14 protein-coding genes and 1 tRNA gene are annotated in these 14,838 nt (G+C 67.6%); 6 read left to right on the top strand and 9 right to left on the bottom strand.

What is annotated here, in order from left to right:
• Positions 1-8: 8 nt before the first annotated feature.
• Positions 9-512: a hypothetical protein gene (locus AC3WLC_RS10220; RefSeq protein WP_493683829.1), complete on the bottom strand. Its 504-nt coding sequence runs from the start codon at positions 510-512 to the stop codon at positions 9-11.
• Positions 513-514: 2 nt separating this feature from the next.
• On the bottom strand, positions 515-1,042 hold the full coding sequence (locus AC3WLC_RS10215) for a DUF2244 domain-containing protein (protein ID WP_493683828.1): 528 nt from the start codon (positions 1,040-1,042) through the stop codon (positions 515-517).
• A gap of 20 nt (positions 1,043-1,062) precedes the next feature.
• Between AC3WLC_RS10215 and nth the strand changes: the two genes are divergently transcribed.
• On the top strand, positions 1,063-1,764 hold the full coding sequence (gene nth / locus AC3WLC_RS10210) for an endonuclease III (RefSeq protein WP_493683826.1): 702 nt from the start codon (positions 1,063-1,065) through the stop codon (positions 1,762-1,764).
• A gap of 6 nt (positions 1,765-1,770) precedes the next feature.
• Here the strand turns inward: nth and AC3WLC_RS10205 are convergent, their stop codons facing one another.
• Positions 1,771-2,757, bottom strand: a complete 987-nt coding sequence (locus AC3WLC_RS10205; RefSeq protein ID WP_493683825.1) for a Bug family tripartite tricarboxylate transporter substrate binding protein — start codon at positions 2,755-2,757, stop codon at positions 1,771-1,773.
• On the bottom strand, positions 2,690-3,892 hold the full coding sequence (locus AC3WLC_RS10200) for a 4-oxalomesaconate tautomerase (RefSeq protein ID WP_493683824.1): 1,203 nt from the start codon (positions 3,890-3,892) through the stop codon (positions 2,690-2,692). Before AC3WLC_RS10200 ends, AC3WLC_RS10205 begins: the two co-directional genes overlap by 68 nt.
• Before the next feature lie 86 nt (positions 3,893-3,978).
• Here AC3WLC_RS10200 and AC3WLC_RS10195 point away from each other — a divergent pair, with 86 nt between their 5' ends.
• Complete coding sequence (locus AC3WLC_RS10195) at positions 3,979-4,887, top strand: LysR family transcriptional regulator (RefSeq protein ID WP_493683823.1); 909 nt, start codon at positions 3,979-3,981, stop codon at positions 4,885-4,887.
• Positions 4,888-5,130: 243 nt separating this feature from the next.
• On the opposite strand, the gene AC3WLC_RS10190 is transcribed toward AC3WLC_RS10195, so the two are convergent.
• Complete coding sequence (locus AC3WLC_RS10190; protein WP_493683822.1) at positions 5,131-5,928, bottom strand: undecaprenyl-diphosphate phosphatase; 798 nt, start codon at positions 5,926-5,928, stop codon at positions 5,131-5,133.
• A gap of 239 nt (positions 5,929-6,167) precedes the next feature.
• Between AC3WLC_RS10190 and AC3WLC_RS10185 the strand changes: the two genes are divergently transcribed.
• The 3 genes from AC3WLC_RS10185 to AC3WLC_RS10175 are packed head-to-tail and all read left to right on the top strand — an operon-like array spanning position 6,168 to position 8,859.
• Complete coding sequence (locus tag AC3WLC_RS10185; RefSeq protein WP_346360888.1) at positions 6,168-6,860, top strand: glutathione S-transferase family protein; 693 nt, start codon at positions 6,168-6,170, stop codon at positions 6,858-6,860.
• Positions 6,857-7,996 carry a tRNA epoxyqueuosine(34) reductase QueG gene (queG, locus tag AC3WLC_RS10180; protein ID WP_493684533.1) on the top strand — a complete coding sequence of 380 codons (1,140 nt, stop codon included), beginning with the start codon at positions 6,857-6,859 and terminating at the stop codon, positions 7,994-7,996. The genes AC3WLC_RS10185 and queG overlap by 4 nt, the downstream gene beginning before the upstream one ends.
• Positions 7,993-8,859 carry an SDR family oxidoreductase gene (locus tag AC3WLC_RS10175; protein WP_493683821.1) on the top strand — a complete coding sequence of 289 codons (867 nt, stop codon included), beginning with the start codon at positions 7,993-7,995 and terminating at the stop codon, positions 8,857-8,859. Before queG ends, AC3WLC_RS10175 begins: the two co-directional genes overlap by 4 nt.
• Before the next feature lie 7 nt (positions 8,860-8,866).
• Here AC3WLC_RS10175 and olsB read toward each other — a convergent pair whose 3' ends face one another.
• The 4 genes from olsB to AC3WLC_RS10155 all read right to left on the bottom strand — a co-directional run bounded on the left by olsB (position 8,867) and on the right by AC3WLC_RS10155 (position 14,151).
• Positions 8,867-9,823 (bottom strand): l-ornithine N(alpha)-acyltransferase, encoded by a 957-nt coding sequence (gene olsB / locus AC3WLC_RS10170; protein ID WP_493683819.1) that lies wholly within the window; start codon positions 9,821-9,823, stop codon positions 8,867-8,869.
• Positions 9,824-9,947: 124 nt separating this feature from the next.
• A complete protein-coding gene (locus AC3WLC_RS10165; protein ID WP_493683818.1) occupies positions 9,948-12,044 on the bottom strand; it encodes a response regulator in 2,097 nt (698 codons plus the stop codon).
• Between the two features lie 108 nt (positions 12,045-12,152).
• Positions 12,153-13,691, bottom strand: a complete 1,539-nt coding sequence (locus AC3WLC_RS10160; protein ID WP_493683817.1) for a YifB family Mg chelatase-like AAA ATPase — start codon at positions 13,689-13,691, stop codon at positions 12,153-12,155.
• Positions 13,692-13,848: 157 nt separating this feature from the next.
• Complete coding sequence (locus tag AC3WLC_RS10155) at positions 13,849-14,151, bottom strand: hypothetical protein (RefSeq protein WP_493683816.1); 303 nt, start codon at positions 14,149-14,151, stop codon at positions 13,849-13,851.
• A gap of 199 nt (positions 14,152-14,350) precedes the next feature.
• On the opposite strand from AC3WLC_RS10155, the gene AC3WLC_RS10150 reads away from it, so the two are divergent.
• Positions 14,351-14,440 (top strand) — tRNA-Ser (locus tag AC3WLC_RS10150).
• The last annotated feature ends 398 nt before the right edge of the window (positions 14,441-14,838 follow it).

Raw genomic sequence — 14,838 nt, 5'->3', positions numbered from 1 at the left:
GCCTGGGTTCACACGAAGCGTCGCAGCTTCTCGCGCGTGAGGCGCTGGTTGTTGCGATACCAGTCGTCGCTGGTGGCGAAGACCGGCGAGCTCTCGTCCCAGCCGCTGCAGCTGTAATCCGACTGCTCCGCGAAGAAGGCGACGAAGTCCTCGCGCGAGCGCCACTGCGCGATGGCCTCGCCGGGATAATGGCCATCGAGGATGTCGCAGAGCTTGACGCCCGCATCCGTGCGGATCAGGCCGTGGCCGCAGAAATCGCGATGGAATTCGTGGATCAGCCCCTCGCCGACAGGGCGGGTCATCAGGCGATCCCAGACCTGCCCCGCCAGCACCGGGCCGAACAGGGAACGATCGAGCCTGTCGCGCAGGACGAGCCCATAGGCCCGGGCCGATTCCTCGCCGCCGCTTTGGCTGGGCAGCGGACTGCGCGGGCCGCGATTGGCCCGCACCGTCGCGACGATCACGAGGACGATCACCGCGAGCGCGATCAGCGGGATGATCGTCGCGGCCATGCTCAGGCTGGTTCGAAATCCGGGCCACGCTTGGCCTTGGCGAGCGCCGTGCCGAGCGCTTCGGCGAAGCCTTCGCGCTCCTGTGGCGACAGCGCCGAGGCGACCACGGTGCGCTGGCCGCGCGAGACCAGGGAGAGTTCGAGCAGGCCGTAATCCTCGTCATCCTCGCGTTCGAGCTTGGTCCAGGCGGGGTTTGAGCGCCAGATTTTCTCGCGCCCGTGATGCGAGACCTTGCGCAGCAGCACCTCGAGTGGGGTCACGACGATGCGCTCGAAGGCGCGGGCCGCGTTGAAGTTGACCTTGAAGGCGATGAAGAGCGCGAGGATGTCGAGGCCGAAGAAGCCTGCGACCGGCCAGGCGCCGAGCACCATGAAGGGGATCGAGGCGGCGACGCTGGTCAGGCAGACCAATGTCATTACGGTTCGGAAACCGTTCTGGCCGAGCGAGCGGTGCGGCGTGATCGTCGCATCGAAGACCGGCTTCTCGGCCGCTTCGGCGACATCGTCTGAATTGGGCTTGCCCAAGGTCATACGCGAATTATAACGCCGCGATGCCCGTGCCGAACAGTCCGAAAAGCCGCAGCCCCTCGCCCAAGCGGATCACAACTCCGAAGCCGCGCAGCGCCGCCGAAATCTACGAGATCTTCAGCCGCTTCCGGCAGCAAAGGCCCGAGCCGAAGGGCGAGCTCGACTATGTCAACGCCTTCACCCTGCTAGTCGCCGTCGTGCTCTCGGCGCAGGCGACCGATGCCGGCGTCAACAAGGCGACGAAGCGGCTGTTCGAACTCGCCGATACTCCGGAGAAGATGCTTGCGCTCGGCGAGGACCAAGTCCGCGAGCTGATCAAGACGATCGGGCTCTACCGCAACAAGGCCAAGAACGTCATCGCGCTCTCGGAGAAGCTGATCGCCGAGTTCGACAGCGAAGTCCCGACCGCACGCGAAGCGCTGGAGAGCCTGCCCGGCGTCGGCCGCAAGACCGCGAATGTCGTGCTCAATATCGCCTTCGGCGAGATCACCCACGCGGTCGACACTCATGTCTTCCGCGTTGCCAACCGCCTGCGCATCGCGCCCGGCAAGAACGTGCTGCAGGTCGAGCTCGGCCTGGAAAAGGCTGTGCCGGCCGAGTTCGGCCGGCACGCGCATCACTGGCTGATCCTGCACGGGCGCTACACCTGCAAGGCGCTGCGCCCGGCCTGCGAGACTTGCGTCGTCGCCGATCTCTGCGATTCCGCCGATAAGCGGATCGCCTAGATCTCCTCAATTGATGGCGAGGCGGGCCTGTTTGATGATCCCGGCCCAGCGTCGCGATTCCGCCTCCATCATCGCAGCGAACTCCTCGGGCTTGTTGCCGATCGGCTCGGCGCCCTCGTTCTGCAGGCGCTCGCGGATGAGCGGGCTGTTGATCGTCTCGACCGTCGCCTGACGCAGCTTGGCTGCGACATCCTTGGGCGTGCCCTTGGGCACGACGAAGCCGTACCAGGCAGTCGCCTCATAGTCAGGCCAGCCGCTCTCGGCGACCGAAGGCACTTCTGGGAAGAGCTTGGCGCGCCCCTTGCCGGTCACCGCAAGCGCCCTGACCTTGCCGCCCTCGATCAGGCCAAGCACGGACGGCACGGTGGTGACCATGAAGTCGCTATTGCCGGCGAGCAGGTCGGTCAGCGCCGGGCCGGCGCCGCGATAGGGCACATGCACGGCCTCGAACTGCGCGGTCTGCGCCAGCAGGATCGTCGCCAGATGGCTGGCCGAGCCATTGCCGGCAGAGCCATAGGTCAGCTTGCCCGGGTTCTTCTGGGCTTGTCCGACGAGCTCGGCCAGCGTCTTGTGCGGCGAGTTCGGCGCAACCACCACGATCAGCGGAGCCGCCGAGATCAGCGTCAGCGGGTCGAAGGCGGTGAGCGGGTCGACGCGGACATTCTTGAACAGATGCGGGTTGACCACCATCGGGCCCTGATTGGCCATCAGCACGGTATAGCCGTCGGGCGAAGCCGCGGCCGCCTGGGCGGTGGCGAGGTTGCCGCCGGCCGAGCCGTTGTTCTCGACCACCAGCGACTGGCCGAGCCGTTCGCCGACGCCCTGCGCGACGAGGCGCGCGATCGCGTCCGTGCCGCCACCGGCGGCATAGGGCACCAGCAGCTTCATCGGCTTGTCCGGGAAGGCAGCCTGGGCGCGGGCGAACTCAGGCAGGCAGGTGCTGGCCAGGGCGGCCGTGATCAGGCTGCAGAGATGGCGGCGCGTGATCGTCATGGGTCAGTTCTCCTCCCGTTTCCGCCCTCTCTGCAAGCGCGAGGATCGCACTGGCGGGGACGATGACGTTTCCTTCGAAAATGCGGCGGGCGGTGCGCACCAGGCTGGCGCGGGCCACCTGGCCGGCAGCGTCGAGCGCAAGGTCGACCTGGATGGCGCCGCTCGGATGCTCGACCGTGACCAGCGATCCGGTCTCGGCGGCAAGCATCTCGGCTGCGACACTGCCGGCGATGCGGCTCGCCGCGGCGACGCAGAGCGCGCCGGTGACGGCATGGCTGCGATGGCAACGATCCGGGGTGAAATAGCGCGAGGTCAGGCTGCCGCCGCGGCGCGCCGGCGAGAGCACGCCGACCTTGGGAATGACGCGGCCGGCGACATCGCCGAGGCCCATGCGGCGGCCAGCCTCGCGGCGCAGCTCTTCCAGGCGCGCCATCAGGGCAGCATTCGCGTCGAGCTCGGCCGGCGTCTCGTCCCCAGCGAGGCCGAGATCGCCTGCCCGCAGCAGCAGCATCGGCGTGGCATAGTCGACCAGCGTCACCGGGACGCCGTCGATCTCCTCGCGGGCGAGGCCGGTCGGCAGCAATGCGCCGGTCTTCGAACCGACCGCTTCGAGGAAGCCGAGCTTGATTGGAGCCGCCGTGCCGGCGACACCGTCGATCGCGGTCGCGCCGTCATAGGCGACGACGCCGCCCGGCGTCTGCACAGCCGCCTCGATCAGAGCGCCGGTGTTGCGGTTGTGGATGCGAACGAGCGTCTCGCCGTCGGCGGCCGGCACAAGGCCGGCCTCGATCGCGAAGGGGCCGACGGCGGAAAGCATGTTGCCGCAGTTCGGGCTCAAGTCGACATAAGCGCGCTCGACCGCGACCTGGGCGAAGAGATAGTCGACATCGGCATCGGGCCGGCTGGAGCGGCTGACGATCGCAACCTTGCTGGTCAGCGAATTGCCGCCGCCGAGGCCATCGAGCTGGAGCATATGCGGCGAGCCCATCGCCGCGAGCAGGACGCGATCGCGCGCCGCCGGATCGCTTGGCAGGTCGCGCTCCAGGAAGAACGGGCCGCGCGAGGTGCCGCCGCGCATCAGCACGCAGGGAATGCGCAGGGCCTGTGCATGCGGAAGCTGGAAGGGAGCGGACAAGGGCGTCACCGGGCGGTTGGCGATGCACCCTCTTCCCAGATCGAATAATCACTGTGAAATGCAGAGATCGGCGCTATTGATACGTCATGAGCATCAATTTCGAAGCCCTCGACCTGCGCGCCTTCATCTCGGTGGTCGAGCTCGGCGGCTTCCATCGTGCCGCCGAAGCGCTGAACATGTCGCAGCCGGCCCTGAGCCGGCGCATCCAGCGGCTGGAGAGCGCGGTCGGCGCAGCACTGCTGGAGCGGACGACGCGCCGAGTCGCGCTCACCATGGTCGGGCGCGAAATGCTGCCGCTGGTCCGGCGTATGCTCGACGAGTTCGATACCTCGATCTTCGCGATGCGCGATCTCGGCAGCCGCCGCGCCGGGCTGATCGCGCTCGCCTGCGTGCCCACGGCCGCCTTCTACTTCCTGCCCTCGGTGATCGCGCGCTTCCAGGTTCAGTATCCGAACATCCGCTTCCGCATCCTCGACCTCTCGGCCAATGACGGCTTGGAGGCGGTGGCGCGCGGCGAGGTCGAGTTCGGCATCAACCTGATCGGCGGTTCCGATGCCGAGCTGACGTTCGAGCCGCTGATCGACGATCCCTTCGTGCTCGCCTGCCGGCACGACCATGCGCTGGCACGGAAGTCATCTCTGGGCTGGGCTGATCTCGAAGGCCATCCGCTGGTCACCGTCAGCCGCAGCAGCGGCAACCGCGCCATCCTCGATGCGGCGCTGGTCAAGATCGGCGTCCGGCTCGACTGGTCGTTCGAGGTGACGCACCTCTCGACCTCGCTCGGGCTGGTCGAGGCGGGCCTCGGCATCTCGGTGCTGCCGAAGCTGGCGACGCCTGGCGAAAATCACCCGATCATCGTGACGCGGCCGATCCGCGACCCGGAAGTCTCGCGCACGATCGGCGTGGTCAGGCGCCGCGGCGTCAAGCTGGCGCCGGCGGCGGAGCGTTTCCTGGAGATGCTGCTCGGAACCTGGCGCGGGCCGGTGTCGGGCTGACCTGTCTTTCCGGGGCTTCGCGCAGCGAAGAGCCCGGAATCCATGAACACCGACGCTATTCCAGTTCGTCATGCTCGCCCTTGTGGCGAGCATCCACGTCTTGAACACCGCACGCGATCAGGGAAGCAAAGACGTGGATGGTCGGGACAAGCCCGACCATGACGGAGAAGGGCAGTGTTCATGGGTTCCGGGCTCAGGCCTTTGGCCTGCCCCGGAAAGACGGCAGAGGTTCCGTGCCCGCCTTCAGCCGAAGACCCAGAGCCCGGCGAGGCCGGCCGAGCCGACGATGATCCGCCACCAGGCGAAGGGCGTGAAGCCGCGCTTGGAGACGAAATCGAGGAAGCTGCGGACAACGATCAACGCCGAGATGAAGGCGGTGACGAATCCGATGCCGATCAAAGTGAGATCGTTGGTCGTCAGCTCCTTGTAGTTCTTCATGAGGTCGTAGGCGAAGGCGCCGGCCATGGTCGGCATCGCCAGGAAGAAGGAGAACTCGGCCGCAGCCCGCTTGTCGGCACCGAGCAGCATGGCGCCGACGATGGTCGAGCCCGAGCGCGAGACGCCGGGCACCATGGCCAGGCACTGGATGAAGCCGATCTTGAGATACATCGGCAGCGGGAATTTGGTGGCGTCGTGGTGCTTCACCTCGAGCTCCAGCTCGTCGACGACGAGCAGGACGAGGCCGCCGGCGATCAGCGTGCAGCAGACCAGGAAGGGATTGAACAGCACGCCCTTGATGAAGCCATGCGCGAGCGCACCGATCACCGCCGCCGGCAGGAAGGCGACGAGCACGCCGAGGACGAAGCGCCGTGCGGAAGGATCGGTCGGCAGGCGCAGGGCGATGTCGAGCAGACGGCGGAAATAGACCAGCAGGATCGCCAGGATCGCGCCGAGCTGGACCAGGATCTCGAAGGCCTTGCCCTTGGATTCGAAGCCGAGGAAGTGCCCGAGCAGCAGCAGATGGCCGGTCGAGGACACCGGCAGGAATTCGGTCAGCCCCTCGACCACGCCGAGCACGGCGGCGACAAGAAGGTCATGCATGGGAGGGTCCTTCCGAGCCTTGCTGGTGCGGCGCAACAAAGCTGCGCCGAACGCGTTAAAGCTATGGCGCAGGGTCTTTGCAAATTGGTTACCAGACCTGCAAGGATTTCTGCGCAATCCGCCACTTCAACCCGTCCCGGGTTGTTAGGCTTAGCCGGCAGGCCTATACGAGGGCGCTCTATCGCGCTGCATCACGCGCCGGCCTACCTCATCCGAACCTTCATCTGTTCCAGCAATCGATGGCCACGCTTCACCATTATCAGCTCTGTCCTCATTCGCGCTTCATCCGACTTGCGCTCGGCGAGTTCGGTCTCGACGCCACGCTGGTCGAAGAGCGCGTCTGGGAACGGCGGCGCGAATTCCTCGAGCTCAATCCGGCCGGCACGACCCCTGTCCTGCGCGAGGATAGCGGCCTCGTCATTCCCGGCCCTGGGCCGATCGCCGAATATCTCGACGAGACCCGCGGGCTGGCACTGGCTGAGCGCCGCCTTCTGCCGGAGGGGCCCGGCGGGCGAATCGAGGTTCGCCGGCTGCTCGACTGGTTCAACATCAAGTTCAACGAAGAGATCACCGCTCCGCTCGTGCTGGAGAAGGTGATGAAGCGCTTCATGAGCCGCGACGAGGGCGGTGGGCCGCCGGAGATGAGCGCAATTCGCGCAGCGCGCGGCAATGTGCGCTATCATCTGCGCTACATCGCCTGGCTGACGGCGAAACGGAACTGGCTCGCCGGCGACAATCTGAGCTATGCCGATCTCGCCGCGGCGGCGCATCTCTCCTGCGTCGATTATCTCGGCGACGTGCCCTGGGACGAGGATGAGGCTGCCCGCGCATGGTATGCGAGGATCAAGTCCAGACCGAGCTTCCGGCCGCTGCTGAGCGACCGGATTCCCGGCATGGCGCCCTCGGCCCATTACGACGACCTGGACTTCTGAACCCCGACAAGCTCAAGGCCGCGATCGCCGCACGCGCCAAGGCCGAGGGTTTTTCGGTGCTGCGCGTCGCGAGCGTCGGTTCCATTCCCGAAGCGCCGGAACGCCTCGCCGGCTGGCTCGATGCCGGCCATCACGGCGACATGACCTGGCTGACCGAGCGCACCGCGGAGCGCGCAGATCCCGCGACGCTCTGGCCGGCCGCCCGATCGGTGGTCATGCTCGGGATGAGCTATGCCGGCGAAGGCGATCCGCTAGCCGTGCTCGAAAAGCGCGATCGCGGCGCGATCTCGCTCTATGCCCGCCGGCGCGACTATCACGACGTGATCAAGGGCAAGCTGAAAAGCGTCGCCTCGGTGCTGGCTGCCCGGGCTGAGGCCGAGGTCAAGGTCTTCGTCGACACCGCCCCGGTGATGGAGAAGCCACTGGCGCAGGCGGCCGGGCTCGGCTGGCAGGGCAAGCAGACCGTGCTGGTCTCGCGCCAGCACGGCGCCTGGCTCTTCCTCGGCGCGATCTACACCTCGGCGGAGCTACCCCCGGACGAGCCGGAGCGCGACCATTGCGGCTCCTGCACGCGCTGCCTCGACATCTGCCCGACCAAGGCCTTTCCGGCGCCCTACCAGCTCGATTCGCGCCGCTGCATCGCCTATCTCACCATCGAGCATCAAGGTCATATCGACGCCGAATTCCGCACTGGGATCGGCAACCGCGTCTTCGGCTGCGACGACTGTCTTGCCGTCTGCCCCTGGAACAAGTTCGCGGAAGCTTCGCACGAGACGCGTCTGGCGCTGAAGGGCGAGCTCGACGCCCTGCCGCTCGCCGACCTCGCCGCGCTCGACGACCCCGCCTTCCGCAGGCTCTTCGCCGGCACGCCGGTGAAACGCACCGGCCGCGACCGCTTCATCCGCAATGTCCTGATCGCGATCGGCAACAGCGGCGATCCGGCGCTGGCGGAAAGCGCCGAGGCCCTGCTCGACGACGCCTCGCCTTTGGTCAGGGCGATGGCCGCCTGGGCACTTTGGCAACTCCTGCCCGCCCGTGCGGCCAAACTCGCGCCGGCACGTCTCGCGCAGGAAACCGATCCCGCTGTCCGGGCCGAATGGGCTCAGCCTTCTCCAAACCAACTGGAACCTGCATGAAGCTCGTCATCTTCGGCCTCGGCTATTCCGCCGGGTTCTTCGCGCGCGCCGCTCTGGCGAAGGGCTGGGAGGTCACCGGCACGGTGCGCTCGGCAGAGAAGGCAGGCGAGCTCAGCAAGCAAGGGCTGCACACTTTGGTCTTCGGCGGCTTCGCAGTGTCGACGCCCCTGGCAAAGATCGTCGCCGAGGCGGATGCGGTGCTGGTTTCGGCCCAGCCCGACGAGAACGGCGATCCGGTGCTCGGCGCGCTCGCCGACAAGCTCGCCGCCGCCGAAAACCTGCGCTGGATCGGCTATCTCTCGACCATCGGCGTCTATGGCGACCATGGCGGCGCCTGGATCGACGAGACGGCCGAATGCCGGCCGACCAGCCGGCGCTCGCGGCAGCGTCTGGAGATCGAGCAGGACTGGCTCGGCTTCGGCGAGCGCAGCGGCAAGCCTGTCCAGATCTTCCGTCTCTCCGGCATCTATGGCCCCGGCCGCAACCCGATCATCAAATTGCGGGCCGGCACCGCCACGCGGCTGGTCAAGCCCGGCCAGGTCTTCAACCGCATCCATGTCGACGACATCGCAGGGGTGCTGACGGCCTCGCTCGAAAAGCCGCGTGCGGGGGCGATCTACAATGTCACCGATGACGAGCCGGCACCGCCGCAGGACGTCGTCAGCTTCGCCGCCGAGGTTACCGGCCTCACGCCGCCGCCGGAAACTCCGTTCGATCCGGCCAAGCTCTCGCCGATGGCCGCGAGCTTCTATGGCGAGAACAAGCGGGTCTCGAACGCGCTGGTGAAGCGCGAACTCGGCCATGCCTTCCGTTATCCGGAATACCGGCAGGCGCTGCGCGACCTCGCCGCCGCGGGCGAGTGAGCCCGAATCAGGCGGCGTAGCGTCCGGCCTCGCCGTCGAGATATTCGATATAGCGCCGGTCGATCGCGGCGACCGGCAGGATGACCAGCACGTCGGTGGTGCCGAATTGCTTGTCGATCACGGCGCCGGAGCCGAAGCGGGCGCCCAGGCGCAGATAGCCCTTCACCAGCGGCGGCAGGCATTTCAGCGCGAGCTTGGCGTCGACCATGCCCGCAGGCAGGCGATCCATCGCGACATGCCGATCGGGCTGCGCCACGACGCGCCAGTCGCCCTGGGCGGTGGCGTGATGGTGGATAAAGCTCAAGGGTAGCGCCAGCATATCGGGGTCGACGCCGTCAAAGCTGGCGCAGCCGAACATCGCGTCGATGCGGTGATGCCGGCAATAGGCCCAGATGCCGTGCCAGAGCAGCTCGACCGTCTTCTTGGTGCGGTAGGGCTTCAGCACGCAGGAGCGGCCGAGCTCCAGGAAGCGCATGTCGGGATGGCGCGCAAGCAGCGGCGCGATGTCGAATTCCGATTGGGTGTAGAAGCCGCCGAGCCGCGCCACGGCCTGCTCACGCATCAGCCTGTAGGTGCCGACGACCTTGGGCTTGATCCCGCCGAAACGGCCGCGCGCGGCATGGTCGATGACGAGGAGATGGTCGCAGACGGCATCGAATCGGTCGGCGTCGCGCCGGAACATGCGCGAGACGACATCGGGCTTGGCCGACATCTCCTGGTAGAACACGCGGTAGCGCAAGCGCTGCGCCCGCCAAATCTCGCGCGGTCCGCGCGCCAACCGGACCTCGAGCGCGCCGGAGCGGCCGAGCGTGCCGGAGAGCGCGTCAGGGCCGGGGAAAGCGAAACCGCCGAGCTGCTTGCCGGCGGCGAGCAGGTTCGAGGGGGAGAAACGCTGCAACAGGGCTTGGCCGGCCAGCTTCTGCTTTGCCGGCTGACGGGAACCCTGAAAAACGTCGTGCGTCATAGACGGTCTGGCCCCTGCGATCTCGGATCGGCGCATGACAGCTCTGCGCCGACCGTCTTACGGGATCGCGACAAAACTACGTCACTGCGATGACGAAGCCAACCGTCCGTGGAGTGAACGCGGCTCAAGCCGACAGCATTTGCCCCGTTCGCAGCTGCGAAAGCCGCTCGACCCAGCCGCGCAACTGCTCGCGCGAGAGCGGCTTAGCCAGGCAATCATCCATGCCGGCGGCGAACGCCTCACGCCGATCCTCCTCCGCCGTATTGGCGCTGACGGCGACGATCGGCAGCCGGGTGAGGTCTTGCGCCTTCTCGGCCGCCCGGATCCGCCGGGCAACGGCGAGCCCGTCCAGGACGGGCATGCGGACGTCGAGCAAGGCGAGATCGAAGCCTTGCGACCTGCCGGAGCGGGCCTCTTCGGCCAGGCGGACGGCCTCGCCGCCATCGCGCGCCCAGACCGCCATGCAGCCGAGCCGCTCCAGCGTGCGGGTCAGCAGCAGCGCGTTGATCTCGTTGTCCTCGGCGACGAGGACCCGCAAACCGGCGATGGGCCGCTCTGCCGACACGTCGTGGGCCGGCACCGTCTCGGCTGCGTGCTGCAGCCGCTCGACCGGATCGAGCCGCACCTGCAGCGAGCGCGCCCGGATCGGCTTGACCAGGAAGCCGCTGAAGCCGGCGGCATAGGGCGATCCGAAGCTGCGGCGCTCGGCCGGGGCCAGCATGATGACGATGTCGGCGACGCCGGCGCGCCGCGCCGCGGCCGCCACCGCCTCGACCTCGCCGCCCGGAAGATCGCGATCGATCAGCACAGCTGACAACGCCGAATCACCGGCGAGCGCTGCGAGGGTCTGCGCGTGGTCTGCGGCCCGCAGAACCTGCGCACCCGTCCGTTCGAGGCAGGCGGTGATATGGGTAGCGCTGAACGGCGCCGACGATGCGACCAGGATGCGCCGGCCCTGCCAATCCGGCGAGCCAGCGCGCGCGCCTCCAGCTGCGTCGGCGCGCAGCGGCAGAGCCAGCCGAAACAAGGCGCCGCCGTCCGCGCGATTGCCGGCTTCGATGTCGCCGCCCATGGCGCGGGCGAGCCGGCGTGCGATGGCGAGGCCAAGGCCGGTACCGGCCTGGTCGCGATGGCCGGTCATGCCACCCTGCTCGAATTCCTCGAAGATCGTCGCCAGGCGCTCCGCCGGGATGCCCGGGCCGGTATCGGCGATGGCGACGACGAACTGACCGGCAACAGCATCCGCCTCAATACTGACACCGCCGGCCTGCGTGAACTTCACGGCATTGCCGACGAGATTGAGCAGGATCTGGCGCAGGCGCTCGGCATCGCCGACGAGCCGCCCCGGCAGGTCCGGCCCGAGCAAGGTGGAGATCTCCATGCCCTTGGCCTGGGCGCGCGGCGCCATCAGCTCGGTGACGTCCTCGATCAGCGCCGCAGGATCGAACGGCGTGTCAGCGAGTTCGAGCTTGCCGGCCTCGACCTTGGCGAAGTCGAGGATGTCGTCGACGAGGCCGAGCAGCGCCTCGCCCGAGCTTCTGAGCGCCTTGACATAGGTCGCCTGCTCCGGATCGAGCCGGGTGTCGCCGAGCAAGTCGGCCATCCCCAGGATGCCGTTGAGCGGTGTGCGGAACTCGTGGCTGACGGTCGCCAGGAAGCGCGACTTGGCGGCGCTCGCTTCCTCGGCCCGACTGCGCGCCTCCTCCAGAGCGGTTTCGGCTGCGATACGCCCGCTGATCTCGCGGCCGACGCGCTGCAGCACGGTCTGCCCGGCGGCGACCGGAACGACCGTCTCGACCCAGGAGAGCCAGCGCTCGCCGTCTTCCGTCTCCACGCACTCGTCGATGACGCGGGCGCCGCCCGGCAGCGCCTGCGCCGGCCGGGCGATACGGACACGCGGCTGCTCGACACTGCCGACGGCCTTAGCCTCGCCCTTGCCGAGCAGCGCGGCATAGGCGGCGTTGGCATAGACGATCCGGCCCTCGCTGCGGCGTACGATCAGGTCGCCCTGCGCCTCGATCAGGCTGCGATAGCGCTCCTCGCTGTCAGCGAGCACCCAGAGCCGGTCGCTCAGCTTCTCGACATCGGCTGTCAGCGCCCTCGCCTGCTGCGTGATTTCACGCCGTTCCCGCAGCAGCCGGATCGCGACGACGGCACAGGCGATCGCCACGGCGATGGCGACGCCGGTCAGCAGGACGAGGGAGGACGGCAGCTCGATCATGCCATCCCATCTATCACGCCCCCTCTTGAGAAAGGGTTCGCCCCACCGGCGAGGATGACGGATGGTTTGAATGGTTTCGTTAACCTTTCATCAGGCGGCAATCCTTCATCAGGCGGCTTGGGCCGCCTGGTCGATGCGCGAGCGATAGGACAGCGCCTCGGCGAGATGGATACGCCCAAGCTGATCCTCGCCGTCGAGGTCGGCAAGCGTGCGCGCGACCTTGAGCACGCGATGATAGCCGCGCGCCGTCAGCCGCATCGCCTCGGCGGCACTGCGCAGCAGCGCGAGCCCGGCCGCGTCCGGCCGTGCCACCTCATCGAGCAACGCAGCGGGGCAGCGGGCATTGGTCGTGCCGCCGGGAAGGCCGAGCGTGGCATAGCGCGCCGACTGGCGGGCGCGGGCCGCAGCGACGCGGGCAGCGACCTCTGCCGAGCCTTCGGGCGCCGCAGGTAGGATGAGATCAGCGGCCGTCAGGGCGGGAACGTCGATGGTGATGTCGATCCGGTCTAGCATCGGGCCGGAGATCCTGGCCTGATAGCCGGCCATGCAGCGCTCGTTCGGCTGGCGGCGGCAGGCATAGCCCGGCTCGGTCGCTTTGCCGCAGCGGCACGGATTCATCGCCGCAATCAGCTGGAACTTCGCGGGATAGACGGTGCGGTGGTTGGCGCGCGAGATCAGCACCTCGCCGGTTTCCATCGGCTGGCGCAAGGCATCGAGCGCCTGCGCCTGGAATTCCGGCAATTCGTCGAGGAAGAGCACACCGTGATGGGCGAGCGAGATCTCGCCGGGCCGAGCCTGCAGGCCGCCACCGACCAGCGCCGCCATCGAGGCCGAATGATGCGGGGCGCGGAAGGGACGGCGGTCGGTCAACTCGCCATCGGCAAGATGGCCGGCGACCGAGAGCACCATCGAGACCTCCAGCAGCTCGCGCGGATCGAGCGGCGGCAGGATCGAGGGCAGCCTGCTCGCCAGCATCGACTTGCCGGCGCCGGGCGGGCCGTTCATCAGCAGGTTGTGGCCGCCCGCGGCGGCGATCTCGAGCACGCGCTTGGCGCTCTCCTGACCCTTGATGTCGCGCAGATCCGGCAAGGGTCCGCTCTGGCGGGCGACGGCGGGCTCCGGCCGCGCCATCACCTGCGTGCCCTTGAAATGGTTGGCGAGCTGGATCAGCGAACGCGGCGCGAGGATATCGAGATCGCGCGCCGCCCAGGCCGCTTCCGGCCCGCTCGCCGCCGGGCAGATCAGACCCTGTCCCCTGCCATAGGCCGCGATCGCCGCCGGCAGCACGCCGGCGACCGGTGCGATCGAGCCGTCGAGGGCGAGCTCGCCGAGCACGGTATAGCCGGCAAGCGCATCGGCGGGGATCGCGCCGATCGCCGCCATGACGCCGAGCGCGATCGGCAGATCGTAATGGCTGCCTTCCTTCGGCAGGTCGGCCGGGGCGAGATTAACGGTGATGCGCTTGGCCGGCAGGGCCAGCCCCGAGGCGATCAGCGCGGCGCGGACCCGTTCCTTGCTCTCGCCGACCGCCTTGTCCGGCAGGCCGACAAGGATGAAGGCGACGCCGCCGGGCGTGACCTGGACCTGGACATCGACGGCGCGTGCCTCGATGCCTTCGAACGCCACCGTCGCGACTCGCGTCACCATCCAAGCCCACCCCAGCTCCGCGCAATGACGCTAGCGGAAGCGCGTCAGGGTTGCAAGAACATATCGGGAACTGATATTCCCTTCGCGACGGCCGCTTCGAGGGCAATCGTCTGTCGCAACAGGACCGGCGCCGGGGCGACAAGGCCAGTCAAGTTGCTCACCGCCGCGTGACGATCCCGATCACCGGCTTGGGTGCCGCACCGAGCCAGAGCAGCAGCAAGCCGAGCAGCAACCCGGCCGCGGCGGTCGGCACTTGGAGGGCGTTTACGAGGATCGGGTCCCAGAGCATGGGATGGAGATTGCGCTCGACGGCGGGCTGCAGCAGCCGGAAGCGTTCGCCGACCAGCGTCAGCAAGGTCTCCCCGAGCGGCGTGAAGCGCAGAACCGAATTGGCGATCGAGCGCGCGCCGTCGGTGAGCAGCGCGACGAAACCGCCGGCGACGAGGAGGTAGCCCAGCATCCTGACGAGAAACCGCAAGCCTTCCCCCATCCCCACCGCAGTTGGTGCCGCAAGTGCCCGACGACCTGCCGCGGGCGCATCTGCATGTCTCCCCTCGCCCGCGAGCATGCAACGATAAAGGACAATTGCGCGCAACCCTGTGCGGCCTGCGGCTTTAGGCCTTGAAAGTCGCGCGCATGGACGCCATAAGCAGCGCGCCGGACAGGTGGCCGAGTGGTTGAAGGCGCACGCCTGGAAAGTGTGTATACGGGAAACCGTATCGCGGGTTCGAATCCCGCCCTGTCCGCCATTTCGCTTGATGTAGCGCTTTGATTTTATTGACATATTAAGCGGGCAGACGAAGATTAGCCCCAACGATCACCCCAACGGATGAGCTTGGCACGCAGGCTCCGCTCAGATTAACTGTGTAGAGTGTGTCGTTGCGCGGAGGGGTAGTATCCGCTTTGCGCCAATAGCGGACATTGATGCTTTGTCTGGAAGCGGACGTTCGCTTCAACCCGTTGGGTTGCCCTAAAAAGCGACCTCCCCAGCGCAAGTCTTCTGGCAAGACAGGCTCCGCCGCGCCTGGAGCGCTTCATGCTGCCCCGGAACATCAGGGTTGTCTGCAGCTACCCGGCGGTTGACAGCCGTTCACAAATGCCGTCGCGGCCCGTCTGTTCGCACGTAGGTCGGTATCCTATCGTCATA

This window comes from Allobosea sp. GW821-FHT03A12, from assembly GCF_058986765.1.
Note: the sequence above shows the minus strand (reverse complement) of the source record. Positions and strands in the feature narration are given on the sequence as shown.

Coding starts and splice junctions, on each gene's coding strand:
- AC3WLC_RS10220 (WP_493683829.1), bottom strand. CDS start 512: ATGGCCGCGACGATCATCCCGCTGATCGCGCTCGCGGTGATCGTCCTC.
- AC3WLC_RS10215 (WP_493683828.1), bottom strand. CDS start 1,042: ATGACCTTGGGCAAGCCCAATTCAGACGATGTCGCCGAAGCGGCCGAG.
- nth (WP_493683826.1), top strand. CDS start 1,063: ATGCCCGTGCCGAACAGTCCGAAAAGCCGCAGCCCCTCGCCCAAGCGG.
- AC3WLC_RS10205 (WP_493683825.1), bottom strand. CDS start 2,757: ATGACGATCACGCGCCGCCATCTCTGCAGCCTGATCACGGCCGCCCTG.
- AC3WLC_RS10195 (WP_493683823.1), top strand. CDS start 3,979: ATGAGCATCAATTTCGAAGCCCTCGACCTGCGCGCCTTCATCTCGGTG.
- AC3WLC_RS10190 (WP_493683822.1), bottom strand. CDS start 5,928: ATGCATGACCTTCTTGTCGCCGCCGTGCTCGGCGTGGTCGAGGGGCTG.
- AC3WLC_RS10185 (WP_346360888.1), top strand. CDS start 6,168: ATGGCCACGCTTCACCATTATCAGCTCTGTCCTCATTCGCGCTTCATC.
- AC3WLC_RS10175 (WP_493683821.1), top strand. CDS start 7,993: ATGAAGCTCGTCATCTTCGGCCTCGGCTATTCCGCCGGGTTCTTCGCG.
- olsB (WP_493683819.1), bottom strand. CDS start 9,823: ATGACGCACGACGTTTTTCAGGGTTCCCGTCAGCCGGCAAAGCAGAAG.
- AC3WLC_RS10165 (WP_493683818.1), bottom strand. CDS start 12,044: ATGATCGAGCTGCCGTCCTCCCTCGTCCTGCTGACCGGCGTCGCCATC.
- AC3WLC_RS10160 (WP_493683817.1), bottom strand. CDS start 13,691: ATGGTGACGCGAGTCGCGACGGTGGCGTTCGAAGGCATCGAGGCACGC.
- AC3WLC_RS10155 (WP_493683816.1), bottom strand. CDS start 14,151: ATGCTGGGCTACCTCCTCGTCGCCGGCGGTTTCGTCGCGCTGCTCACC.